Origin of the sequence: Pseudomonas sp. H9 (assembly GCF_004353925.1) — a bacterium.
In the GTDB taxonomy this organism is placed as follows: domain Bacteria; phylum Pseudomonadota; class Gammaproteobacteria; order Pseudomonadales; family Pseudomonadaceae; genus Aquipseudomonas.
Genome location: NZ_SMOK01000025.1, coordinates 41,029 through 67,186, shown reverse-complemented (window position 1 = coordinate 67,186; position 26,158 = coordinate 41,029). Strand labels below are relative to the sequence as shown.

The window sequence follows — 26,158 nt, the reverse complement described above, 5'->3', positions numbered from 1 at the left end:
CCGTCGAGAGAATTGAATCAATGCCTCATATTCTGATCGTCGAAGACGAAACCATCATCCGCTCGGCGCTGCGTCGCCTGCTGGAGCGGAACCAGTACCAGGTCAGCGAAGCCGGCTCGGTACAGGAAGCCCAGGAACGCTTCAGTATTACTACCTTCGACCTGATCGTCAGTGACCTGCGCCTGCCTGGCGCGCCGGGCACCGAACTGATCAAGCTCGGCCAGGGCACTCCGGTGCTGATCATGACCAGCTACGCCAGCCTGCGCTCAGCCGTCGACTCAATGAAGATGGGCGCGGTGGATTACATTGCCAAGCCTTTCGATCATGACGAGATGCTGCAAGCGGTGGCGCGCATCCTGCGTGATCGTCAGAACGCGCCAGCGGTACCGACCGAAGCGCGTGGCGGCAACAAGGCCGGCATGGCAGACAAAGGCAGCAGCACCGCTGCCAATGGCGAAATCGGCATCATCGGCTCCTGCCCACCGATGCAAGACCTGTACGGTAAGATCCGCAAAGTCGCGCCCACAGATTCCAACGTGCTGATTCAGGGTGAGTCGGGTACCGGTAAAGAGCTGGTTGCCCGCGCCTTGCACAATCTGTCACGCCGCGCCAAAGCCCCGATGATTTCCGTGAACTGCGCCGCTATTCCGGAAACGCTGATCGAGTCGGAACTGTTCGGCCATGAGAAAGGCGCATTTACCGGCGCCAGCGCTGGTCGTGCCGGCCTGGTCGAAGCTGCCGATGGCGGCACCCTGTTCCTCGATGAAATCGGTGAACTGCCACTGGAAGCACAGGCTCGCCTGCTGCGGGTGTTGCAGGAAGGTGAGATCCGCCGGGTGGGCTCGGTGCAGTCGCAAAAAGTCGATGTGCGCCTGATTGCAGCTACCCACCGTGACCTGAAGAACCTGGCCAAAGTCGGCCAGTTCCGTGAAGACCTTTATTACCGTCTGCATGTGATCGCGCTGAAACTGCCCGCCCTGCGCGAGCGTGGTGCTGACGTCAACGAAATCGCCAATGCCTTCCTCGCCCGCCAAAGTGCACGTATTGGTCGTAACGACCTGCGCTTCGGCCACGATGCTGAGCAGGCCATCCGTCATTACTCCTGGCCGGGTAACGTCCGTGAACTGGAAAACGCCGTCGAGCGTGCAGTGATTCTCTGCGAGAGCCCGGAAATTTCCGCAGACCTGCTGGGCATCGACATTGAGCTGAGCGATCTGGACGACGACGAACCGTTTGCCGGCCTGTCCGGTAACGGCAGCACGACCAACACCACCAGCCATGAACCCACCGAAGACCTGTCGCTGGAAGACTACTTCCAGCACTTCGTCCTTGAGCACCAAGACCACATGACCGAGACGGAGCTGGCCCGCAAACTCGGGGTCAGCCGCAAGTGTCTGTGGGAGCGTCGTCAACGCTTGGGCATCCCGCGGCGCAAGAGTGGGGCCACCAGCGATAGCTGATCCCTTTCAGCACTTTTTGGGGTAGCACGCGGTAACACAGGCAAATGTGAAAAAACTGTTACCTCACCGCAATCTCGTAACAAAAACCGGGGCTTACGGTAACGAAGCCCCGGTTTTTTTTCGCCCCTCCAGGGCCCCAAAACTGCTCCAACCCCTTGTTTTACTGGGGTTTGCAAAAGTTGGCACGGCACCTGCTATATGTTTGGTACAAGAACAATAACAAGCACTGCAAAAGACAATAAAAATAAGACGAATCGGCTCACGCACAATAAGAACAAGACGGCGGAGGCGCAGCTAACTGATTCTTTTGGAGAGGAGTTGTTTTTGGGGCTTGCCCCACAACCAGGCAGAGAACAACAAAAACTGCACTAAAGCAGAGCCTGAACTGGTTGGATCACATGATCATTGCAACCTCAGCGACCAAAGCAATCCGTTTGCTCTTGAATCCCGGTTAGGGAGATCGTCCACAAGCTTTGCGTTTTGTGGATAGGGCACTCAACAAAAACAAGAAGCCCGGCAAAAAAATAATAAGAGCACGCAACTACTTCTTGGGGAGCTTCGGCTCCCCTTGTAGTTTCTCCCCCTGCATCACCCCGCTTTGCTAGCGCCTACACCATCCCCCCAGTAAATGCTAGAATCCCCGCCCATCATGCGGCCATTCTTCGTTTTTGGCCGAACATTCCTTCAAACAGTGCATCCCATGCTGAAGAAGCTGTTCCAGTCGTTCCGTACTCCCGTACGTGGCGCGCACCACAAGCGCACCACGCCTGAAGTGATCAATAGCGGTCAACACTCGCTGCAACGTGGCCAATTCAGTCGTCATGCGGTGAGTATCGTTGAGCGCCTGCAAAATGCTGGCTACCAGGCCTACCTGGTGGGCGGCTGTGTTCGTGACCAACTCCTGGGCATCACCCCCAAGGACTTCGACGTCGCCACCAGTGCCACACCCGAGCAAGTCCGCGCCGAGTTTCGCAATGCGCGCATCATCGGTCGCCGTTTCAAACTGGTGCATATTCACTTCGGTCGCGAAATCATTGAGGTCGCGACCTTCCGTGCCAACCACCCGGAAAACGAAGCGGCAGAAGACAGCCACACCTCCTCGCGTAACGAGAGCGGGCGCATTCTGCGTGACAATGTCTATGGCACCCTGGAAGAAGACGCGCAACGTCGTGACTTCACCATCAACGCCCTGTACTACGACCCGGTCAGCGAGCGCATCCTCGATTACGCCAATGGTGTTCACGACATCCGCAATCGTTTGATTCGCCTGATCGGTGATCCAACCCAGCGTTACCAGGAAGATCCCGTGCGCATGCTGCGCGCCGTGCGTTTCGCCGCCAAGCTGAACTTTGGCATCGAAAAGCATACCGTTCAGCCGATCCGCCAACTGGCGCCGATGCTGCGCGAGATCCCGGCCGCCCGTTTGTTCGAAGAAACGCTCAAGCTATTCCTCTCCGGGTACGCTGCCGACACCTTCGAAATGCTGGTTGACCTGCAACTGTTCGATCCGCTGTTCCCGGCTAGTGCCGAAGCACTGGAAGAACACCCGACCTACACCCATACCCTGATCAGCCAGGCGCTGATCAACACCGACCTGCGCATCAAGCAAGGTAAGCCGGTGACACCAGCGTTCCTGTTTGCCGCTCTGCTGTGGCCTGCCTTGCCTGGTCGCGCACTGCGTCTGCAAAGCCGTGGCATGCCGCCGATTCCGGCCATGAACGAGGCAGCTCATGAGCTGATCAGCGAACAATGCCAGCGCATCGCCATTCCGAAACGCTTCACCCTCCCAATTCGCGAGATCTGGGACATGCAGGAGCGGCTGCCACGCCGCAGCGGCAAGCGTGCCGAGGTACTGCTCGACAACCCGCGTTTCCGTGCCGGTTACGACTTCCTGCTGCTGCGTGAAAGCGCCGGAGAGGAAACCGACGGCTTGGGCCAATGGTGGACCGACTATCAGGACTGCAACGACAGTGAGCGGCGCGACATGATCCGCGAGCTGGGCAGTCGTGAAGACGGTACCAGTGCGGGCCCGCGCAAGCGTAAACGCAGCCCGAGCAAGCGCAAGCGTGCCGACGGCGGCGCAGGCGAATAAGCATGGAACGCGTGTATATCGGCCTGGGCAGTAATCTGGACGAACCGCAAGAGCAACTGCGCAGCGCCATCAATGCACTGCGCGAGCTGCCCGAAACGACGGTAGCTGCGGTTTCAGCCTTCTACAGCAGCGAGTCGCTGTCACCCGGCCAACCGCGCTATACCAATGCGGTGGCAGCCCTCGACAGCGCTCTGGCGCCCTTGGACCTGCTCGACCACCTGCAGGCCATCGAGGCCGCACAAGGCCGCGAGCGAAAAGAACGCTGGGGGCCGCGCACCCTCGATCTGGATATCCTGCTGTACGGCGATCACCTGATCGACATTCCGCGTCTCAAAGTCCCGCATTACCACATGCAGGCACGCCCTTTCGTCCTCTATCCGCTGGCCGAACTGGTCCCGCAGGACTTCCGGCTGGCTGATCAACGCAGCCTCACCCAGTTGCTGGCAGATTGCCCGTTCGTCGGACTGGAACGCCTGTAACCGGGCGTTCCCCCATGCGGTAACGCCCGTAACAGCGCATTAGTAACAATGCGGTAACAGGGTAATTGACTTCAGCCCCCTCCCTCACGACTATAGGCGTCCGGTGGCGCGTGCGCGCCGCAAAAAGGCGTATATAGGCCTGGAACAGGTCGCAACCAAAACACCACAATCGATGATGTGCTGTTCCAGAAGATGAATACATGCGTTGTACGCAGTCGTTTTTCACAGCGCCTGAATGAGGATTCTTTTTCATGCCAGATGTAACCCTGACCACCCTGCAGAGCCTCAAGGCCAAGGGTGAGAAAATAGCCATGCTGACCTGCTACGACGCGACCTTTGCCCAGGCCGCCAGCCGTGCCGGCGTGGAAATATTGCTGGTGGGTGACTCCCTGGGCATGGTCCTGCAGGGCCATGACAGCACCTTGCCGGTGACCAACGCCGAGATGGCCTACCACACTGCCTGCGTCAAACGCGGTAACGAAGGCGCGCTGATCCTCGCCGACCTGCCGTTCATGGCCTGTGCCACCACTGAACAAGCGTTCGCCAACAGCGGCGCCTTGATGCAGGCGGGTGCGCACATGGTCAAGGTCGAAGGTGCCGCCTGGTTGGCGGAAACCATTCGCCTGCTGGCCGAGCGCGGGGTGCCAGTGTGCGCCCATATGGGCCTGACCCCACAGACCGTCAATATCCTCGGCGGCTACAAGGTCCAGGGTCGTCAGGAAAACCAGGCGCGGCAAATGCGCGCCGATGCCATTGCCCTGGAGCAGGCTGGCGCAGCAATGCTGCTGCTTGAGTGCGTGCCGAGCGAGTTGGCGGCGGAGATCACCCAGGCGGTGAGCATCCCGGTGATCGGCATCGGTGCCGGTAGCGCCACCGATGGCCAGGTCCTGGTATTGCACGACATGCTGGGCTTGTCGCTGACCGGACGTATGCCGAAGTTCGTAAAGAATTTCATGATCGGCCAGAGTGACATCCAAGGCGCGCTCAAAGCTTATGTAACAGCGGTCAAAGACGTCAGCTTCCCAGGCAGCGAACACGGGTTCAGTGCATGAATACAGTCAAGACCGTACGCGAACTGCGCGCCGCCGTGGCGCGCGCGCGCAGTGAAGGCAAACGCATCGGTTTCGTGCCGACCATGGGTAACCTGCACAGCGGCCACGCTGCACTAGTGACCAAGGCCGCCCAACGCGTCGATTTCGTGGTCGCCAGCATCTTCGTCAACCCGCTGCAGTTCGGCCCTAGCGAAGACCTCGACAAATACCCACGGACGTTGGCCGCCGATCAGGAGAAACTGCTCCAGGCCGGCTGCCACCTGCTGTTCGCCCCCAGCGTCGAAGAGATGTACCCCGACGGCATGGACGGCCAGACCCGCGTCAACGTTGCGCAGCTTTCAGAAGGCCTGTGCGGCGCCAGCCGTCCGGGCCATTTCGAAGGTGTGGCAACGGTGGTGAGCAAGCTGTTCAACATGGTCCAGCCGGACCTCGCCGTGTTCGGGCAGAAGGACTTCCAGCAACTGGCGGTGATCCGTGCGCTGGTGCGTGACCTGAACATGCCGATCCAGATCATTGGCGAGCCCACCGTGCGCGCCGACGATGGCCTGGCACTGTCATCGCGCAATGGATACCTGAGCGAGGAGCAACGTGCCATCGCGCCAACGCTGTATCGGGTACTGCGGCAGATGGCCGATGCGATCGAACAAGGTGAACGCGACTACCCTGCCTTGATCGCTAACGGCCAGCAACAACTGGAAAGCGCGGGTTTCCGCCGCGACTATCTGGAAATTCGCCAGGCCCTGAGCCTGCACCCGGCAACTGCCGAAGACCGCGATCTGGTCATTCTGGTTGCTGCCTTCCTCGGTGCTACCCGCCTGATCGACAACCTGCATCTGGAGCTTGGCAACGCCTGACAAGGCCGCCAACCAAGCCCTCTCCCTGTAATGCAGGCTGCATGCCTATAATTGGCATCAGCCTGCAAACAGAGCGCTGTTTTCAGTGTCCAAGGCAGTCCACGCAATAAGGAAACCTGCAGCGATGGCTTATTACCGCACCCCTCATGATGTCACCGCTTTGCCTGCCTGGCAGGCGCTCCAGCAGCACCGCGAAGCCATGCAGGACTTCAGCATGCGCGACGCATTCAACGCCGAGCCAAAACGCTTCGAGCAGTTTTCTCTGAGCACCTGCGGACTGTTTCTCGATTATTCAAAGAACCTCATCAACAGCCAGACGCGCGACCTGCTGGTCAACCTGGCCAACGAAGTAGGCCTGCAAGAAGCCGTCAAAGCGCTGTTCGCTGGCGAAATCCTCAACGCCTCCGAAGGCCGTCCGGCACTGCACACTGCATTGCGCCGCCCGGTAGGCGACAAGCTGAGCGTCAATGGCGTCAACGTCATGCCCGAGGTGCACAAAGTCCTCAACCAGGTCACTGAGCTGGTCGGGCGCATCCATGACGGGCTGTGGCGTGGTTACAGCGAAAAGCCGATTACCGACGTGGTCAACATCGGTATCGGCGGCTCGTTCCTCGGCCCTGAGCTGGTGTCCGAGGCCCTGCTACCCTACGCCCAGCGCGGCGTACGCTGCCACTACCTGGCCAATATCGACGGCAGCGAGTTCCACGAACTGTCGGCCAATCTGCGTGCAGAGACCACCCTGTTCATCGTTTCCTCGAAATCCTTCAACACCCTGGAAACCCTGAAAAACGCCCAGGCGGCCCGTGGTTGGTACCTGGCCCAGGGCGGTTCGGAAGCCGAGCTGTACAAACACTTCATTGCCGTATCGAGTAACAAGGCAGCTGCGGTGGCCTTCGGCATCCGCGAAGAGAACATCTTCCCAATGTGGGACTGGGTCGGCGGTCGTTACTCGCTGTGGTCGGCCATCGGCCTGCCAATTGCCCTGGCCATCGGCACCGCCAACTTCAAAGAGCTGCTGTCTGGCGCCTACACCATGGACCAGCACTTCCAGAACGCGCCGTTCGAACAGAACATGCCGGTGCTGCTGGCACTGCTGGGTGTCTGGTACGGTAACTTCTGGGGTGCACAAAGCCACGCCATCCTGCCGTACGACCACTACCTGCGGAACATCACCAAGCACTTGCAACAGTTGGACATGGAGTCCAACGGCAAGAGCGTTCGTCAGGACGGCACCCCGGTCAACCACGACACCGGCCCGGTGATCTGGGGTGGTGTCGGCTGTAACGGCCAGCATGCTTACCACCAGTTGCTGCACCAAGGCACGCAACTGATCCCGGCCGACTTCATCGTGCCGGTCGTCAGCTTCAATCCGGTTGCCGACCACCATCAGTGGCTGTACGCCAACTGCCTGTCGCAGAGCCAGGCCCTGATGCTCGGCAAGACCCGCACCGAGGCAGAAGCTGAACTGCGCGACAAAGGCCTGAGCGAAGCCGAGATCCAGAAACTGGCGCCGCACAAGGTAATTCCGGGCAACCGTCCGAGTAACACTTTGGTGGTCGAGCGTATCAGCCCACGCCGCCTTGGCGCGCTTGTGGCGATGTATGAGCACAAAGTGTTCGTACAAAGCGTAATCTGGGGTATCAACGCCTTCGACCAATGGGGCGTGGAACTGGGTAAAGAACTTGGCAAGGGCGTGTACCAGCGCCTGACCGGTGGCATCGAAGACGCTGCCGAAGACGCTTCGACCCAGGGCCTGATCAACTTCTTCCGCAGCCGTCACCGCGGTTGATCACCTGCGTTGCCCCTGGCTGAACGAACGCAGCCAGGGGCAACGGCTACACTGTCCTGACAAAAACAATCAGGACAGGCCCTTCTATGTTCGATCTCAGCGCCCACCCCCACGCCGATGCCGTCAGCAAAGCGGCGCAACTGAGCCAGGCCGAATACCAGCGCCTGTACCGCCAGTCGATTGAAGACCCCGACGCGTTCTGGAGCGAACAAGCCAAAGCCCTGGACTGGGTTAAACCCTGGAGCAGTGTTCAGCACAGTGACATGAAAACCGGCCAGGCCAGTTGGTTCACCGGTGCTCAGCTCAACGTCAGCTACAACTGCATCGATCGTCATCTGGCCACACGGGGGGACCAAGCGGCGATCATTCGTGAAGGCGACAACCCTGCCGACTCCAGCATCATTACTTACCGTGAGCTGCACCGCCATGTCTGCCGACTGGCCAACGTGCTCAAACAACGCGGGGTAAAAAAAGGTGATCGAGTGTGCATCTACATGCCCATGGTGCCGGAAGCGGCGTACGCCATGTTGGCCTGCAGCCGTATCGGGGCGATTCATTCGGTAGTGTTCGGCGGCTTTTCTCCCGATGCCCTGCGTGATCGCATCCTGGATGCCGACTGTCGCACGGTAATCACCGCCGATGAGGGTATTCGCGGCGGCAAGACTGTGCCCTTGAAAAACAATGTCGACAAGGCCCTGCTCAATTGCCCGAATGTCAGCACGGTGTTGGTCATCAAGCGCACGGGGGGCACCATCGACTGGCAACAGGATCGCGACCTCTGGCACCACGAGGCAATCACTCAAGCGAGTGATGACTGCCCTCCCGAGCCAATGGACGCCGAAGATCCGTTATTCATTCTCTACACCTCTGGCAGTACCGGAAAACCCAAAGGCGTGCTGCACACCACCGCCGGCTACCTGCTGCAAGCCACCCTGACCTTCAAGACCGTGTTCGATTACCGTGAAGGTGAAGTGTTCTGGTGCACCGCCGATGTGGGCTGGGTCACCGGGCACAGCTACATCGTCTATGGGCCACTGGCCAATGGTGCAATCACCTTGATGTACGAGGGCGTGCCCAACTATCCCGATGCCTCGCGCTTCTGGCAGGTGGTCGACAAGCACAAGGTGAACATTTTTTATACCGCCCCGACCGCCCTGCGCGCCTTGATGCGTGAGGGTGAGGGCCCCCTGAAGAACACTTCACGCAAAAGCCTGCGTCTGCTCGGCAGTGTCGGCGAACCGATCAACCCAGAAGCCTGGGAGTGGTACTTCAACGCCGTGGGCGAGGAGCGCTGCCCCATTGTCGATACCTGGTGGCAGACGGAAACCGGCGGCATCATGATCAGCCCGTTGGTAGGCACCCGTCGGATCAAACCCGGTTGTGCGACGCAACCGATGTTTGGCGTGCAGCCCGTGTTGCTCGATGACAAGGGCAAACTCATCGAGGGTGCCGGTGCTGGCATGCTGGCGATCAAGGCCAGTTGGCCGGGTCAGATCCGCAGCGTGTATGGCGACCCGCAACGGATGATCGACACTTACTTCAAACCCCTTCCAGGCTACTACTTCACCGGTGACGGCGCGCGCCGCGACGCTGATGGCGACCTGTGGATAACCGGGCGCATCGATGATGTGATCAACGTGTCCGGGCACCGTATCGGCACTGCCGAAGTCGAAAGCGCGCTGGTACTGCATGACAGCATCGCCGAAGCCGCAGTAGTGGGGTACCCTCACGATCTCAAGGGGCAAGGCATCTATGCCTTTGTCACACCGATGAACGGCGTGACCCCGGATGACACGCTCAAGCAGGAGCTGCTGGCGCTGGTCAGCAAGGAAATTGGCAGTTTCGCCAAACCGGAACTGATCCAATGGGCACCCGCGCTGCCCAAGACCCGTTCAGGCAAGATCATGCGCCGCATTCTGCGCAAAATCGCCTGCAATGAACTCGACAGCCTGGGTGACACGTCGACGCTGGCTGATCCCAGCGTGGTTCAGGGCTTGATCGACAACCGATTCAATACATAACCGGCAGCGCTTCGTGGCTGCCTCGCACGCAGGTAACCATGGAAGCGATACGCCGCCGCATCGAAACCCAGGTGATGAGCCTGACCGGCTTGTCCCTGGGGCAACTTGATCTGGAAAATCCCAAAGGCGATCCCGGGCTGTTCGGCCCTGATAGTGCCAGCTGGCGTGTACACGGCGACTTCCCAAGCATGCTGATCGGTGGCATCAGTGCCCTGCTTCTGCAATTGCTGCACCCCCTGGCACTGGCGGGCGTTTGGGACCACTCCAACTTTCGCCACGACCTGCTTGGCCGGCTGCGCCGCACCAGCCAGTTCATCTCCGGTACCACCTTCGGCGCCACGGGCGATGCCAATTGGCTGATCGAGAAGGTCCGTACCATTCACCTGCAAGTAGTCGGCACCGCCGCCGATGGGCGCCCCTACGCCGCCAGCGATCCCGAACTGTTGACCTGGGTGCATGTGGCCGAAGTCAGCAGCTTTCTTGCCGCCCACCTGCGCTACCGCAACCCGAACCTGCCACTCGCCGAACAAGACGCCTATTACGCCGAAATTGCTCTGATCGCTGAACGCCTGGGTGCCCTCGATGTACCGCGCTCGCGCCAGCAAGTGAGCGACTACCTGGAGGCAATGCGCCCGACACTGCAGTGTGACGAGCGCAGTCATGAGGTGGTCCAGGTGCTACTGGATGCCCCCGCACCCAGCCGCTTGGCCAAACCCGTGGCAAGCCTGATGCTGAAGGCGGGTATCGACCTGCTGCCCACATGGGCCAGCGATATGCTGGAGCTGCGGCAGCATCCGTTACAACAACGCCTGATTCGCCTGGGCATCAACACCACCGCCCCCGTGCTGCGCTGGGCCATGCACGACGGCTCGGCGCATCGCGCCCGGCGGCGGATGGGTCGTAACACCCGGTAGGAGCGGGCTTGCCCCGCGATGCGGCGAGACAGCCAAACCGCAAGCGCGGGGCAAGCCCGCTCCTACCGGATCTACCCGTTGGCGGTAGCCAGTACATCTGTACCACCATTGCCCTCTACGATGGCCCCACTGAGGGCCTGTGCTGTTCTGACGCCAAATCGAATAAGATTGAGGACCTGCGCCATGCACGGCGGCGGATGGGTCGTAACACCCGGTAGGAGCGGGCTTGCCCCGCGATGCGCTAAGACAGCCAAACCGCAAGCGCGGGGCAAGCCCGCGCCTACCGGATCTACCCGTTGGCGGTAGCCAGCACATCTGTGCCACCATTGCCCTCTACGATGGCCCCACTGGGGCCTGTGCTGTTCTGACGCCAAATCGAATAAGAGTGAGGACCTGCGCCATGCACGGCGGCGGATGGGTCGTAACACCCGGTAGGAGCGGGCTTGCCCCGCGATGCGCTAAGACAGCCAAACCGCAAGCGCGGGGCAAGCCCGCGCCTAGCGGATCTACCCGTTGGCGGTAGCCAGCACATCTGTGCCACCATTGCCCTCTACGATGGCCCCACTGGGGCCTGTGCTGTTCTGACGCCAAATCGAATAAGAGTGAGGACCTGCGCCATGCAAGATGTTGTTATCGTTGCCGCTACCCGGACCGCTGTCGGTAGTTACCAGGGAGCGCTGGCTGCCATTCCCGCCGTCGACCTGGGCGCTGCTGTGATTCGCCAATTGTTGACCCTGACCGGAATCGACGGCGAACTGGTCGATGAAGTGATCCTCGGCCAGGTGCTGACCGCCGGTGCCGGGCAAAACCCAGCACGCCAGGCCGCGATCAAGGCCGGCCTGCCCCATGCCGTGCCAGCCATGACCCTGAACAAAGTCTGCGGCTCTGGCCTCAAGGCCCTGCACTTGGCTACCCAGGCCATTCGTTGCGGTGACGCCGAGGTGATCATCGCCGGTGGTCAGGAAAACATGAGCTTGGCCAACTACGTGATGCCGGGCGCCCGTACCGGTTTGCGCATGGGCCACAGCCAACTGATCGACAGCATGATCAGTGATGGCCTGTGGGACGCCTTCAACGACTACCATATGGGTATCACCGCCGAAAACCTGGTGGAAAAGTACGGCATCAGCCGTGAAGAGCAGGATGCTTTCGCCGCTGCCTCCCAGCAGAAAGCCGCTGCCGCGATCGAAGCCCGACGCTTTGTCGACGAAATCACCCCGATCCTGATCCCGCAGCGCAAAGGCGACCCGATTGCCTTCGCCACCGACGAACAGCCGCGCGCAGGCACCACCGCAGAATCGCTAGGCAAGCTCAAGCCTGCGTTCAAGAAGGACGGCACAGTTACGGCCGGTAACGCCTCGTCACTCAACGACGGCGCCGCCGCCGTCCTGCTGATGAGCGCAGCCAAGGCCCAGCAGCTGGGCCTGCCAGTACTGGCACGTATCAAGGCCTACGCCAATGCCGGCGTCGATCCGGCCATCATGGGCATCGGCCCGGTCAGCGCCACCCGCCGCTGCCTGGAAAAAGCCGGCTGGGAATTGGCCGACCTTGACCTGATCGAAGCTAACGAAGCCTTCGCTGCCCAGGCCTTGTCGGTGGGCAAAGAACTGGGCTGGGACGCCAGCAAGGTCAACGTCAACGGCGGCGCCATCGCCCTGGGCCACCCGATTGGTGCTTCGGGCTGCCGGGTACTGGTGACCCTGCTGCACGAGATGATCAAACGTGACGCCAGCAAAGGCCTGGCCACCCTGTGCATCGGTGGCGGTCAAGGCGTAGCCCTGGCTATCGAGCGCTGATTGCAGCGGGAGGGGCCGCAACGGCCCCTCCCCTGGCTTGAACTGATAAACTGCACGTCCGCAAACCAAGGCCACGTGCATGTCCCTCTTGAATCAGGCGCTGCGCGCCGCCCTCGACGCCCGCCAGGGCCTTATCGCTGAGCTCCACGCCCAAGGCACCGACTGCTATCGCCTGTTTCATGGAAGCCAGGAAGGCGCCAGCGGCCTGACCGTTGACCGCTACGGCCCACAGCTAATGGTACAGAGCTTCCACCAGACGCTTGAGGCTAGCGCGCTGCTTGAGCTGCAGGCGCTGGTAGAAGCGCAACTGGGCCTGGAACTGTTGCTGGTCTACAACGATCGCTCGCAAGGTAACAGCCGCATTGATCGCCGTGACCCGGTGTTTCAGGCCAGCGAAGCAGCCCTGGCTGATCATGTCGGCCATGAATGGGGCTTGAACTATCGCGTGCGTGGCCGCCATGCAGGGCAAGATCCGCTACTGTTCCTCGACCTGCGCAATGCCCGTGGCTGGGTCAAACAGCACAGTACCGGCAAACGTGTGCTGAACCTGTTTGCCTATACCTGCGGCGTCGGTCTCAGTGCAGCAGCAGGCGGGGCCCGTGAGGTATGCAATCTGGATTTCGCTGAAGGCAACCTGGCCGTAGGCAAGGAAAACGCCGCACTCAACCCGCAACTGCCGGCTATGAGCTTTGTTCAGTCAGACTACTTCCCGGCTATCCGCCAGTTTGCCGGCCTGCCGATCAGCCAGCGCCGCGGTCAAAAGCTGCCCGCGTACCCGCGCCTGGAACAGCGTGAGTTCGATCTGGTGTTTCTCGACCCGCCAGCCTGGGCCAAGAGCGCTTTCGGCACCGTCGACCTGCTGCGCGACTATCAGAGCCTACTCAAACCGGCACTGTTGAGTACCGCCGAAGACGGCGTACTGATCTGCTGTAACAATCTGGCCAAGGTCAATCTCGACGACTGGCGCGAGCAAGTACTGCGCTGTGCCGAGAAAGCCGGCCGCCCCGTGCGCGACTGGCAAGTACTCAAACCGGCCAGCGACTTTCCGTCGCAGGACGGCCAACCACCACTGAAGACCCTGATTCTTCAGCTTTAAAACAAAAACCTGATCATTTCCGAGCGATCTTCGGAACCGTTTTTACGTGCCATACTCCAAGCACTCCCGTTCCAGACAGACGACGCCGCACATGTACAAAGGATTGAAACGCGCCCTCGGCGCCATGTTGGCCGCTTTGGCCCTGTATAGCCTGCTTGGTTTTCTGATTCTCCCAGGAGTGGCACTGCGAATCGCCAACCAACAGTTGGCCAACTACGCCACTGTGCCCGCGCACTTGAATCGTATCGAGCTCAACCCGTTCAGCCTCGAGCTGACCCTGTGGGGCCTACAGATCGGCGAGCCGGGCAAGGAGCAGGTCGGCTTCGAACGGTTGTATGCCAACCTGGAGCTCGACAGTCTGTGGACGGACGCGCTGCATCTGGTGGGCGTCGAGCTGGACAAACCGCGTACCGAGCTGCTGTTCGCCAAGGATGGCAGCCTCAACCTCAGCCAGCTGTTCAAGTTGCCACCCAGTGAGCCAAAACCTGACGAGCCGCCCAGCGACCCGTTTCCGGTCCGAATTGGCAGCATCAAGCTCAATGAGGGCTACCTGCACTTCCAGGACTTGCGCCCCAGTGAGCCTATCGAGTTCCTGTACGACTCGATGAACCTGGAACTGAAAAACCTCAGCACCCTGCCTGACGACAGCTCGGACATGACCCTGGTGGCCATCGGGCCTCACGGTGGACGCATCGACTGGAGCGGTAGCTTCAGCCTGGTGCCGATGGCCTCTGAAGGCACCCTGAAGGTCACCGAAGGCAAGATGAAGGCCTTTTGGCCGTATGTGCGCGACGCAGTGCCACTGGTGCTGGAAGAAGGCGTCGTCAGCCTCGATACCCACTACAAACTGAACTTGTCGAAGGAAACCGAGCTGCTGCTCGACAAAACCTCGGTGAGCATTGCGCCGTTTGCCATCAAGGCGCCGGATGGCCGCCCATTGGTACGACTGGCCAAGCTGGATGTCAGCGAAACATCAGTAGACCTCGCCAAGCAACTGGTCACGGTTGGCAAAATCCGCAGCGAAAAGCTTGAAACCTGGGCAGCGCTGGAGGCTGATGGACAACTCGACTGGCAGAAACTGTTTGCCAGCCAGCCAGCCAAAGCCACGCCGAAAGAGAAAGCCGAGCCTGCCGCCGCCGAGCCTGACAAAGCAGAAGCAAAAGCTGCCGAGCCCGGCAAGCCCTGGCAGGTGTTGCTCAAGGATGTACAACTGCGCAGTTACCAGGTGCATCTGGCCGACCGTTCACAGAAAGAGCCAGTTGCCCTGGATGTCGGACCGCTGAACCTCGACCTGCAAAACTTCGATAGCCTCAACCAGTCGCCGTTCAGCCTGAAGCTCGACACCGGTGTGGGCAAGCAAGGCAAGCTGCAAGCCGCCGGTGAGGTTAACCTCGCACCGGTGACCGCCAAGCTCAATGTCAGTACTCAGGACATCGACCTGCGCATCGCCCAGGCCTACATCACACCGTTCATACGCCTGGAACTGCGCAGCGGCATGCTGGGCAGCGATCTTAAAGTAGACCTCAAAAGCACCGAGCCTCTGGCCTTCACCATTGATGGCAAGGCACAAGTCAACCAACTGCACACCCTGGACACCATCAAAGACCGTGACTTCGTCAAATGGCAGCAGTTGAACCTGGATGGTTTGTCTTACCGCCATGGTGATGCCCTGAGCATTGGCAAAGTCAGCCTGAAGCAGCCCTACGCGCGCTTCATGATCAACGAAGACCGCACCACCAACGTCGATGACTTGCTGATCCCGCAGCCGGCCACTACACAATCCAGCAGCCAGGCCAAAACCAAAGCGCCCGCCAGCAGCGAAAAGCCGCTGGGCATTCGAATAGGCGCGATCGACATCAACGACGGCTCGGCGAACTTTGCCGACTTCAGCCTGACGCCTAACTTCGCCACTGCCATCCAGCAGCTCAACGGCCAGATTGGCACTATCGACAACCGTCAGCCCAAACCGGCCAAGGTCGATATCAAGGGCAAGGTGGATCGCTATGCCCCTGTGACGATTAAAGGCGCACTGAATCCGTTCGACCCGATGGCCAGCCTGGATATCGCGACCAGCTTCAAACGCGTCGAGTTGACCACCCTGACGCCCTACTCAGGCAAATTCGCTGGTTTCCGCATCCGCAAAGGCCGGTTGAACATCGATCTGCACTACATCATTACCCAGGGCAAGCTAAAAGCCGAAAACAAGGTCGTGGTCGAACAACTGCAACTGGGTGAGAAGGTTGAGAGCCCCGACGCCGTCGACCTGCCTATCCGCCTCGCGGTGGCTTTGCTCAAGGACACTGAAGGCAAGATCTCTATCGAACTACCAGTGACCGGTGATTTGAACGATCCGCAGTTCAGCGTCATGCCGATTGTCTGGCAAACCTTGCGCAATCTGGTACTGCGGGCGGCCCAGGCGCCGTTCAAATTCATCGGTGGCCTGATCAGCGGTGGCGATGCTCAGGACTTGGGCAGTGTGGCCTTTGCCGCGGGCTCCAGCGAACTGGCGCCCGATGCCAAAAGCGCCCTCGACAAGCTGGCTGCCGCGCTCAAAGAACGCCCTGCCCTGCGCCTGGAGATCGAAGGCACCAGTGCTCAGAGCAGCGACGGCCCGTTGATAGCCCAACAGCGCCTGGAACGTGAGTATCAGAGCACTTACTACAAAATGCTCCAGCGCCGTGGCGACAAAGTTCCTGCCCAGGCCGCGGACCTGCAGGTGCCTGAGGGCGACAAACCGTCAATGCTTGAAGGTATTTACCGCGCCCGTATGAAGCAGCAGCCACCGGCCGAATGGGAACAACTCGACCGCGAACAACGCACCACCCAATTGCGCGATGCGGTGCTCAAGTCGTGGGGTGAAAGTGCCCTGCTGCTTCGTCAGCTGGGCCAGGCTCGGGCCAGCAGCATCAAGGACTACCTGGTCGACAAAGGCAAGCTGGAGGATGATCGGGTTTATTTCATTGATGCCAGCCTTGGACAGGCCGAGGCCGATGGGCGGGTGATCACGCCGCTGCATCTGGATGCTGAGTGAGGTAAAAGCGATCGCGGGGCAAGCCCGCTCCCACCGGATTTCTACTGGTAGGAGCGGGCTTGCCCCGCGATCTGATACACGTGTTTAGTCGGTTTTCAGACCATCAGCCGACACAGCCGTCACACCATCAATTTTCTTGGTGATAGCGACCGCAGTTTCTTTTTGTGCTTTGGTCACTTGAGTATCCGAAGACAGGGACACAACGCCTTTGTTGGTCTCGACTGTGATGTCGCTGCCTGGGATGCCTTTTTCAGTCATCAGATCAGCTTTGACCTTGGTCGTGATCCAGGTGTCTTTGGTCGCGCCCGTTGCTTTGTCCATTTCACCAGCAGCAACGGTCAGCGGACCCTGGGTAGCGGGCTGTTGGGCGAATGCCGCATTGGCCAGCGTCAGGGTCAGGGCGGTGGCAGTAGCGGCAGCAATAGCGAACTTCTTCATACGAGACACTCCTGTTTTTCGAAAAGTCTGCGCCGTAAGTCCTGGCAGCAGGGGTGCAAGTACTATTGCAGGGCCTGTGCCAGCTTTTCCATAAAATTAAATCCTTTTAAATCAGTAACTTATGAAGTTACGAAAAAACCGTGGTCGTGCAATTTGCAAGCCTTGGAAAAATTTTGCGTGCAAGATGCAAGTCCACCCAGCCAGTGTAGCGGACATAAAAAAAGGACCCCGAAGGGTCCTTTTCTTTACCGCGTCAGATTAGACGCCCGATGCCTTGGCAGCAGCAACGTCTTTGATCGACAGCTTGATACGGCCGCGGTTGTCCACGTCCAGTACCAGTACTTCAACTTCCTGACCTTCTTTGAGAATGTCGGTTACTTTCTCAACACGAGCATCGCTCAGCATGGAGATGTGAACCAGACCATCCTTGCCAGGCAGGATGTTGACGAAGGCACCGAAGTCAACGATGCGCTCGACTTTACCGACGTAGATCTTACCGATCTCGGCTTCTGCGGTGATGCTCAGTACGCGCTGACGAGCAGCTTCAGCGGCGTCTTTGGTTTCACCGAAGATCTTGATCGAACCGTCGTCTTCGATATCGATCGAAGCCTTGGTTTCTTCGCAGATGGCACGGATGGTCGCGCCGCCTTTACCGATAACATCACGGATCTTGTCGGTGTCGATCTTCATGGCGATCATGGTCGGAGCGTTTTCCGACAGCTCGCTACGGGACTGACCGATGATCTGGTTCATCTGACCGAGGATGTTCAGGCGCGCTTCCAGGGCTTGGCCCAGGGCGATTTCCATGATTTCTTCGGTGATGCCGTTGATCTTGATGTCCATCTGCAGCGCGGTAACACCTTTAGCGGTACCGGCCACTTTGAAGTCCATATCGCCCAGGTGGTCTTCGTCACCGAGGATGTCGGTCAGAACAGCGAACTTCTCGCCTTCTTTAACCAGACCCATGGCGATACCGGCAACTGGAGCCTTCATCGGTACGCCAGCGTCCATCAGAGCCAGGGAAGCACCGCAAACCGAAGCCATGGAGCTGGAACCGTTGGACTCGGTGATTTCCGATACGACGCGGATGGTGTACGGGAACACGTCAGCTGCAGGCAGCATGGCCTGAACCGAGCGGCGGGCCAGACGGCCGTGGCCGATTTCGCGACGACCAGCACCGCCCATGCGGCCACACTCGCCCACCGAGAACGGAGGGAAGTTGTAGTGCAGCATGAAGGGGTCTTTCTTCTCGCCTTCGAGGGTGTCCAGCAGCTGAGCGTCACGGGCAGTACCCAAGGTCGCAACGACCAGAGCCTGGGTTTCGCCACGGGTGAACAGAGCCGAACCGTGAGTTTTTGGCAGAACACCGACTTCGATGTTCAGCGGACGAACAGTCTTGGTATCACGGCCGTCGATACGTGGCTTGCCGTTAACGATGTTTTCGCGAACGGTGCGGTATTCGATTTCACCGAAGATCTCTTTGACTTCGCCAGCCGATGGCTGACCTTCTTCACCGGAGAACTTGGCAACAGCTTGGTCACGCAGCTCGCCCAGGCGCGCGTAGCGGTCGGCCTTGACGGTGATGGTGTAACCCTGGGAAACGGCTTCGCCGAACTCAGCGCGGATGGCGTTGAACAGTTCGGTGTTGGCAGCAGCAGGCTTCCAGTCCCAGGTCGGCTTGCCAGCTTCGGCAGCCAGCTCTTTGACAGCCTGGATTACAGCCTGGAATTCATCGTGAGCGAACAGTACAGCGCCCAGCATCTGGTCTTCAGTCAGCTCTTTGGCTTCCGACTCAACCATCAGTACAGCGTCGGAAGTACCAGCAACGACCATGTCCAGGCTCGAAGCAGCCAGTTGCTCGTAAGTCGGGTTCAGCAGGTAGCCGGTGCTTTCGTGGAAAGCAACGCGCGCGGCGCCGATCGGGCCTTCGAATGGAATGCCGGAGATAGCCAGGGCGGCCGAGGTACCGATCATCGCAGCGATGTCCGGATCGGTCTTCTTGCTGGTGGAAACGACGGTGCAGACAACCTGCACTTCGTTCATGAAACCTTCTGGGAACAGCGGACGGATCGGACGGTCGATCAGGCGCGAGGTCAGGGTTTCTTTCTCGGAAGGACGGCCTTCACGCTTGAAGAAACCACCAGGGATCTTACCGGCGGCGTAGGTCTTTTCCTGATAGTGAACAGACAGGGGGAAGAAGCCTTTGCCTGGATCGGCCTGCTTGGCACCGACCACGGTCACCAGTACGGTGACATCGTTGTCGACGGTGACCAATACGGCGCCGGACGCTTGACGGGCAATACGGCCCGTCTCGAGGGTAACGGTCGATTGACCGAACTGGAATTTCTTGATTACCGGGTTCACGGTTTCCTACCTTCTTCAGTGGCTCTGGGGGAACTGGTTCTTACGAATTCTTGGGCAGCACAGGGAATCGGCCCTGTTGGCAGTCCAGATAAAACTAGAGGTTGGGAGCCTGCCCAGCCCTCGCGGTAAACCGCTCAGACGAGACAGACAGCCAACCTCATAGATACGCGCGGCGTGCTCATCGCTTCCGATGCCAGGCACCGGAAGCGATGAATGCAGCACGCCGTGCACACCACTGGCCAGGCCGCTATTAGCGACGCAGACCCAGGCGACCGATCAGGGCGCTGTAACGAGTGGTGTCTTTGCCCTTCAGGTAGTCCAGCAGCTTACGACGCTGGTTAACCATACGGATCAGACCACGACGGGAGTGGTGGTCTTTGCCGTTGGCCTTGAAGTGGCCTTGCAGCTTGTTGATGTTGGCGGTCAGCAGTGCAACTTGCACTTCTGGGCTACCGGTGTCACCGGCAGCTTGCTGGTAGTCGGCAACGATCTGAGCTTTTTCTTCAACGCTGAGTGCCATCTGGCTTCTCCAAATCAAGGGAAACCGAACAAACGGTTTCCAATAGGCCAGGGACAAATCCCTGTATTCATAAAGTGAGGCATGACCATGCCTATTAACAGCCATCCTCTTTACCACCAGCACCAGGCCGTAGCCTGCTACTGAAGGTTTCGATCATTCCGACCGAATCAGTCGACGTGGCGCAATGCGCCCGTCTTCGCTCACTTCACCGATACCGATGAAGCGACCGTTGTGATCTTGCACCCGGACCATACCGAACTTCGGCGCATCGGGGGCTCTGACCGGCTGACCATGCAGCCAGTAAAACGCACTGTGCTCGGAGAACTGCAGCAAAGGCCAGTCTTGCAGACCGCTGTCGGAAGGCATCAGGAAGCGATCTACCGCTTCATTGCCACCTTCAGCGTGGACCGCTTCGAGTTCTTCGAGGGTCACGGTCTGTGCCAGCTCGAACGGCCCGGCGTGAGTACGACGCAATTCGGCAACATAGGCGCCACATCCCAACAGCTCGCCGATGTCTTCGACCAGAGTGCGGATGTAGGTACCTTTACTGCAACCAACCGAGAGGCGAACCCGGGTGCCGTCGCACTCGAGCAGCTCCAAGCGGTTAATAGTAACAGAACGCGCTTCACGCTCCACTACTTCCCCTGCACGCGCCAGCTTGTACAACGGCTGACCATCGCGCTTGAGGGCCGAGTACATCGGCGGTATCTGACTGATTTCACCACGAAATTGTGGCAGAACCGCTTCAATTTCGGCGCGACCAACGGTCACATCGCGGGTTTGCAGCACCTCACCTTCGGCGTCGCCCGTGGTGGTGGTCTGCCCCAGTTGCATCACCGTCTCGTACCCCTTGTCGGAGTCGAGCAGGTACTGGGAAAACTTGGTGGCCTCACCGAAGCACAGTGGCAGCACGCCACTGGCCAACGGGTCGAGACTGCCGGTATGGCCGGCCTTCTCGGCATTGAGGAGCCAGCGAACCTTCTGCAAGGCAGCGTTGGAAGTAAAGCCCAACGGCTTGTCGAGCAGAATGATACCGCTGACGTTACGACGAATTCGTTTGACCTGGGCCACCGCTTACTCCTTGGTGTCCGGAGTATCGGCGTCCTGGTGCAGGTTGTCTTCGGCAACTGCACGCTCGATCAGTGCCGACAGGTGGGCACCGCGGGTAACGCTTTCGTCGTAATGGAAGTGCAGTTGCGGCACGCTGCGCAATTTCATTTCCTTGCCCAATTGCATACGCAGGAAACCTGCAGCGGCGTTGAGCACCTTGAGGCTTTGCTTGATGTCTTCAGTACCGTCCGCGCCCATCACAGTGATGTACACCTTGGCGTGACCAACATCGCGGCTAACGTCGACAGCGGTGATGGTCACCAGGCCGACACGTGGATCTTTGACTTCGCGACGAATCAATTGCGCCAGCTCACGCTGCATCTGATCGCCAATGCGTTGGGTACGGCTATATTCTTTTGCCATTTTTGCTACCTGTAACTAAAGCGGCAAACGCCCGACCAGGCGGAGGCCTGATCGGGCGTTGCGTTCAGAGGCGCTGACGACCGCCGTGTGACGGGCGTTTCGCATCTCCCATGCTCGATGCTTAGAGCGTACGAGCCACTTGGACTTTCTCGAAGACTTCGATCTTGTCGCCGACTTTGACGTCGTTGTAGCTCTTCACGCCGATACCGCACTCCATGCCGTTACGCACTTCGGAGGCATCGTCTTTGAAGCGACGCAGCGATTCCAGCTCGCCTTCGAAGATCACCACGTCTTCGCGCAGTACGCGGATCGGACGGTTGCGGTACACGGTACCCTCGATGACCATACAGCCAGCGATGGCGCCGAACTTCGGCGAACGGAACACGTCACGCACTTCGGCAACGCCCAGGATGTTCTCGCGGACATCGCTACCGAGCATACCGGTGAGGGCTTTCTTGACGTCTTCAATGATGTCGTAGATCACGTTGTAGTAACGCATATCCAGACCTTCCTGTTCGACGATCTTGCGCGCGCCGGCATCGGCACGCACGTTGAAGCCGAACAGTACTGCATTGGAAGCCAGTGCCAGGTTAGCGTCGCTTTCGGTGATACCACCGACACCGCCGCCGATCACACGCACCTGCACTTCGTCGTTGCCCAGGCCACCCAGGGAGCCCTGCAGCGCTTCGAGCGTGCCTCGTACATCGGTCTTGAGAACGATGTTGAGGGTCTTCTTCTCTTCCTGGCCCATGCTCTCGAAGATGTTTTCGAGTTTGCCAGCATGTGCGCGAGCCAGTTTGACTTCACGGAACTTGCCTTGACGGAACAGGGCAACTTCACGGGCTTTCTTCTCGTCCGCCACTACCGACAGCTCGTCACCCGCATCCGGGGTACCGTCCAGGCCGAGGATCTCGACCGGAATGGCTGGGCCGGCTTCTTTAACAGGCTTGCCGTTTTCGTCGAGCATGGCACGTACACGGCCGTAGTTCGAACCACACAGAACCATATCGCCCTGACGCAGGGTACCGTCTTGAACCAGCACGGTAGCTACTGGACCGCGGCCTTTGTCCAGACGCGATTCAACGACAACACCACGGCCTGGAGCCGATGGGGTGGCCTTGAGCTCAAGGATCTCGGCTTGCAGCAGTACCGCTTCGAGCAGTTCGTCGACACCAGTACCCATCTTCGCGGAAACCTTGACGAACGGCGTGTCTCCACCCCAGTCCTCAGACGTTACGCCTTCGACGGACAGTTCGTTACGGATGCGATCGAGGTCAGCACCTGGCTTGTCGATCTTGTTCACTGCAACAACCAGTGGAACACCAGCAGCCTTGGCGTGCTGGACAGCTTCACGGGTTTGCGGCATCACACCATCGTCCGCCGCGACCACGAGGATCACGATGTCGGTGGCCTTGGCACCACGTGCACGCATGGCGGTAAACGCTGCGTGGCCCGGGGTGTCGAGGAACGTGACCATACCGCGGTCGGTTTCTACGTGGTAAGCACCGATGTGCTGGGTGATACCACCGGCTTCGCCGGCAGCGACCTTGGCACGACGGATATAGTCGAGCAGCGAGGTTTTACCATGGTCAACGTGACCCATTACGGTCACAACCGGTGCACGGGTCTCGGTCTCGCCTTCAAACTTCAGCGATTCAGCCAGGGAGTCTTCCAGGGCGGTGTCGCTGATCAGGGTGACCTTGTGGCCCAGCTCTTCGGCGACCAGCTGTGCGGTCTCCTGGTCGAGCACCTGGTTGATGGTGACTGGAGTACCCAGCTTGAACATGAACTTGACGACTTCGGCGCCCTTGACGGACATCTGGTTCGCCAGGTCGGAAACCGTGATGGTCTCGCCGATCTGCACGTCACGAATGACTGGGCCAGTCGGGCTCTGGAAGCCGTGGGCGTTACGCTTCTTCGGCTTGCTTTTGCCACGACCGCCGCGACGGAAGCCATCGCTTTCCTCGTCGGTGGTACGCGGAGCAGCACGCGGCGTTGGCGCCTTTTCCTTTTCCTTGACCTTGACCGAAACGCGCGGTGCTTCGTTGCGGCGCTCACCGCCACGACGCTCTTCGTCACGCGACTTGTCGTTGCGACGCGCATCGTCTTTCTTGCGCTCGGCAACCGGCGCCGGAGCGGCTTCGGCAGCCTCGATCACCGGGGCAGGCGCCGGGGCAACCGGAGCAGCAGCCGCAGGTGCAGCAGGGGCTGCTGGTGCGGCCGGAGCCTGACGGCGGGCTTCTTCTTCGGCACGTTGACGTGCTTCAGCGTCGGCTTTTTCACGCGCAGCATTCTCGGCTGCACGGCGCTCTTCCAGCTCACGCTTCTGCTCGGCCTGGATTTCTTCCGGGCTGCGCTGAACGAATACCTTCTTCTTGCGTACTTCTACGCTGATGCTTTTGCTACCGGCAACACGCAGGGTGCTGGTGGTCTTGCGCTGCAAGGTAATCTTGCGCGGTTCTTCCACTTTCGCCTTGTGGCTGCTCTTCAAATGAGCCAGCAGAGCCTGCTTCTCATTGTCGGTCACTACCTGACCGGCGTCGGTGTGCGGCAGACCTGCCTCACGCATCTGCTGCAGCAGGCGCTCTACCGGTGCAGCGACCTCTTGGGCCAATTCTTTCACCGTGACTTGCGTCATGCACTTCTCTCCTCAGGCCGCGCCTAATTACTCGAACCAGTGGGCTCGGGCGGCCATGATCAACTTGCCGGCACGCTCTTCGTCGATGCCGTCGATGTCGAGCAGGTCGTCAATCGACTGCTCGGCCAGGTCTTCGCGGGTAACTACGCCGCGCACCGCCAGTTCCGCCGCCAGATCCTTGTCCATACCCTCAAGCGAGAGCAGGTCTTCGGCCGGATGGGCGTCTGCCAGCTTTTCCTCAGTAGCGATGGCTTTGGTCAACAAGCGATCCTTGGCGCGAGCACGAAGCTCATTGACGATTTCCTCGTCAAAGCCGTCGATGTTGAGCATTTCTTCCAACGGTACGTAGGCAATCTCTTCCAGGCTGGTGAAGCCTTCATCGACCAGCACCTGTGCCAGCTCTTCGTCGACTTCCAGCTCGTCGATGAAGTTGCGCAGGATGTCACCGGTTTCAGCTTGCTGCTTGGCCTGGATGTCCGATTCGGTCATCACGTTCAGGGTCCAGCCGGTCAACTGGCTGGCAAGACGCACGTTTTGGCCACCACGACCAATCGCCTGGGCCAGGTTGTCTGCACCCACAGCGATGTCCATGGCGTGGGCATCTTCATCGACGATGATCGCCGCGACTTCAGCCGGCGACATTGCGTTGATGACGAACTGTGCAGGGTTGTCGTCCCACAGGACGATATCTACACGTTCGCCGCCCAGTTCACCGGACACTGCCTGGACGCGCGAACCACGCATGCCGATACAGGCACCTTGCGGGTCAATGCGCTTGTCTTTGGAGCGTACGGCGATTTTGGCACGCGAACCCGGATCACGGGACGCGGCCATGACTTCGATCAGGCCCTCGGCGATTTCCGGCACTTCGATGCGGAACAGTTCGATCAGCATCTGCGGCGCAGTACGCGACAGGATCAGCTGCGGGCCACGGTTCTCGGTGCGGATTTCCTTGAGCAGGGCGCGCAGGCGCACACCGACCCGGAATGTCTCGCGGGAGATGATATCTTCACGAGCAAGCAGCGCCTCGGCGTTGTTGCCCAGGTCAACGATGACGTTGTCACGCGTGACCTTCTTGACGGTACCGGAGATGATCTCACCCAGACGCTCGCGGTAAGCATCGACCACTTGAGCGCGCTCGGCTTCACGGACCTTCTGGACAATGACTTGCTTGGCGGTCTGGGCAGCAATACGGCCGAATTCGATCGACTCGATCTTCTCTTCGATCACGTCGCCGACTTTAGCCTCAGGGTGAGTGTCTTTGATCTTGGCCGGCCAAACTTCAATAGCCGGATCGTCCAGATCCTTTTCCTCGACGACTGTCCAGCGACGGAAGGTTTCATAGCTACCGGTGTGGCGGTTGATTTCCACACGCAGGTCGACTTCGTCGTCAAAACGTTTTTTGGTTGCAGTGGCCAGTGCCACTTCCAGCGCTTCAAAAATTACGCCGGCCGGTACGCCCTTTTCGTTGGATACCGACTCAACAACCAGCAGTACTTCTTTGCTCATCGTACGCCTCGCCTTTCGCAAGCCATTGGATCCGCGCGGTCCGCGAGATCCGGCACGTCTCAGTCAAAACTGGGAATAATGTTGGCCTTGTCGATCGAATCGATCGGCAACAGGAATTCTTGGTTGTCTACCTGAACAACCACATCCTGGTCCTCCACGCCGCGGAGAAGGCCCTGAAAGTTACGACGACCTTCAAAGGGCGTGCGCAGCTTGATCTTCACTTGTTCGCCGGCATGCGAAGCGTACTGTTCCAAAGTGAACAGTGGGCGATCCATGCCAGGAGAGGACACTTCAAGGGTATATTCGGAAGAAATTGGATCTTCTACATCAAGAATGGCGCTGGCTTGGTGACTGACGATTGCGCAGTCATCAACCAAAATGCCGTCCTCTTTATCGATATAGATACGCAGGACCGAATGTTTGCCTTGAGAGATGAATTCGATCCCCCAGCATTGATAGCCAAGAGCCTCGACCACCGGGGCCAACAAGGCCTGCAACTGTTCTAGCTTGCTCGACACCTGAACCCCCTCGTGCATGCTATGCAAATAAAAAATGGGCAAAGCGCCCATCCCTGATACGCCGTTGAATACCGGCGTTATGACTGTTCAGCCAAGAAAAAGCCCCTGAAAAAG

Annotated in this window: 19 protein-coding genes; 11 read left to right on the top strand and 8 right to left on the bottom strand. The window is 59.4% G+C overall.

Annotation, left to right across the window (positions count from 1 at the left end; genetic code table 11):
• The first annotated feature begins 20 nt into the window (after nt 1-20).
• The 11 genes from E1573_RS19700 to E1573_RS19650 all read left to right on the top strand — a co-directional run bounded on the left by E1573_RS19700 (nt 21) and on the right by E1573_RS19650 (nt 16,584).
• Nucleotides 21-1,460, top strand: coding sequence for a sigma-54 dependent transcriptional regulator (locus E1573_RS19700; RefSeq protein ID WP_133216245.1), 1,440 nt, complete (start codon nt 21-23; stop codon nt 1,458-1,460).
• 700 nt (nt 1,461-2,160) lie between these two features.
• Nucleotides 2,161-3,552 (top strand): polynucleotide adenylyltransferase PcnB, encoded by a 1,392-nt coding sequence (locus E1573_RS19695; RefSeq protein ID WP_165957363.1) that lies wholly within the window; start codon nt 2,161-2,163, stop codon nt 3,550-3,552.
• A gap of 2 nt (nt 3,553-3,554) precedes the next feature.
• Nucleotides 3,555-4,031, top strand: coding sequence for a 2-amino-4-hydroxy-6-hydroxymethyldihydropteridine diphosphokinase (folK, locus tag E1573_RS19690; protein ID WP_133216243.1), 477 nt, complete (start codon nt 3,555-3,557; stop codon nt 4,029-4,031).
• A gap of 251 nt (nt 4,032-4,282) precedes the next feature.
• The gene (gene panB, locus E1573_RS19685; RefSeq protein WP_133216242.1) at nt 4,283-5,083 is read left to right on the top strand and encodes a 3-methyl-2-oxobutanoate hydroxymethyltransferase; all 801 of its coding nucleotides are present in this window, start codon (nt 4,283-4,285) and stop codon (nt 5,081-5,083) included.
• Nucleotides 5,080-5,937, top strand: coding sequence for a pantoate--beta-alanine ligase (gene panC / locus E1573_RS19680; protein ID WP_133216241.1), 858 nt, complete (start codon nt 5,080-5,082; stop codon nt 5,935-5,937). Before panB ends, panC begins: the two co-directional genes overlap by 4 nt.
• Before the next feature lie 124 nt (nt 5,938-6,061).
• Entirely contained in the window at nt 6,062-7,726 is a 1,665-nt protein-coding gene (gene pgi / locus E1573_RS19675) for a glucose-6-phosphate isomerase (protein ID WP_133216240.1), read from the top strand.
• Nucleotides 7,727-7,812: 86 nt separating this feature from the next.
• Complete coding sequence (gene acs / locus E1573_RS19670) at nt 7,813-9,747, top strand: acetate--CoA ligase (RefSeq protein WP_133216239.1); 1,935 nt, start codon at nt 7,813-7,815, stop codon at nt 9,745-9,747.
• Between the two features lie 38 nt (nt 9,748-9,785).
• A complete protein-coding gene (locus E1573_RS19665; protein ID WP_133216238.1) occupies nt 9,786-10,661 on the top strand; it encodes an oxygenase MpaB family protein in 876 nt (291 codons plus the stop codon).
• 617 nt (nt 10,662-11,278) lie between these two features.
• The gene (locus E1573_RS19660; RefSeq protein WP_133216237.1) at nt 11,279-12,457 is read left to right on the top strand and encodes an acetyl-CoA C-acetyltransferase; all 1,179 of its coding nucleotides are present in this window, start codon (nt 11,279-11,281) and stop codon (nt 12,455-12,457) included.
• A gap of 79 nt (nt 12,458-12,536) precedes the next feature.
• A complete protein-coding gene (locus E1573_RS19655; RefSeq protein ID WP_133216236.1) occupies nt 12,537-13,553 on the top strand; it encodes a class I SAM-dependent rRNA methyltransferase in 1,017 nt (338 codons plus the stop codon).
• A gap of 91 nt (nt 13,554-13,644) precedes the next feature.
• Nucleotides 13,645-16,584 (top strand): DUF748 domain-containing protein, encoded by a 2,940-nt coding sequence (locus tag E1573_RS19650; protein ID WP_133216235.1) that lies wholly within the window; start codon nt 13,645-13,647, stop codon nt 16,582-16,584.
• Between the two features lie 84 nt (nt 16,585-16,668).
• On the opposite strand, the gene E1573_RS19645 is transcribed toward E1573_RS19650, so the two are convergent.
• The 8 genes from E1573_RS19645 to rimP form a co-directional block, all read right to left on the bottom strand.
• Nucleotides 16,669-17,022, bottom strand: coding sequence for a BON domain-containing protein (locus E1573_RS19645; RefSeq protein ID WP_133216234.1), 354 nt, complete (start codon nt 17,020-17,022; stop codon nt 16,669-16,671).
• Nucleotides 17,023-17,280: 258 nt separating this feature from the next.
• Nucleotides 17,281-19,386: a polyribonucleotide nucleotidyltransferase gene (pnp, locus tag E1573_RS19640; RefSeq protein ID WP_133216233.1), complete on the bottom strand. Its 2,106-nt coding sequence runs from the start codon at nt 19,384-19,386 to the stop codon at nt 17,281-17,283.
• Between the two features lie 250 nt (nt 19,387-19,636).
• Nucleotides 19,637-19,906 (bottom strand): 30S ribosomal protein S15, encoded by a 270-nt coding sequence (rpsO, locus tag E1573_RS19635; RefSeq protein WP_009404303.1) that lies wholly within the window; start codon nt 19,904-19,906, stop codon nt 19,637-19,639.
• Nucleotides 19,907-20,059: 153 nt separating this feature from the next.
• Complete coding sequence (gene truB, locus E1573_RS19630) at nt 20,060-20,977, bottom strand: tRNA pseudouridine(55) synthase TruB (RefSeq protein WP_133216232.1); 918 nt, start codon at nt 20,975-20,977, stop codon at nt 20,060-20,062.
• Between the two features lie 3 nt (nt 20,978-20,980).
• Nucleotides 20,981-21,379, bottom strand: a complete 399-nt coding sequence (gene rbfA, locus E1573_RS19625) for a 30S ribosome-binding factor RbfA (protein WP_133216231.1) — start codon at nt 21,377-21,379, stop codon at nt 20,981-20,983.
• A gap of 121 nt (nt 21,380-21,500) precedes the next feature.
• The gene (gene infB / locus E1573_RS19620) at nt 21,501-24,017 is read right to left on the bottom strand and encodes a translation initiation factor IF-2 (protein WP_133216230.1); all 2,517 of its coding nucleotides are present in this window, start codon (nt 24,015-24,017) and stop codon (nt 21,501-21,503) included.
• A gap of 27 nt (nt 24,018-24,044) precedes the next feature.
• On the bottom strand, nt 24,045-25,526 hold the full coding sequence (nusA, locus tag E1573_RS19615; protein WP_133216229.1) for a transcription termination factor NusA: 1,482 nt from the start codon (nt 25,524-25,526) through the stop codon (nt 24,045-24,047).
• 59 nt (nt 25,527-25,585) lie between these two features.
• Nucleotides 25,586-26,044: a ribosome maturation factor RimP gene (rimP, locus tag E1573_RS19610; RefSeq protein WP_165957365.1), complete on the bottom strand. Its 459-nt coding sequence runs from the start codon at nt 26,042-26,044 to the stop codon at nt 25,586-25,588.
• Between the last annotated feature and the right edge of the window lie 114 nt (nt 26,045-26,158).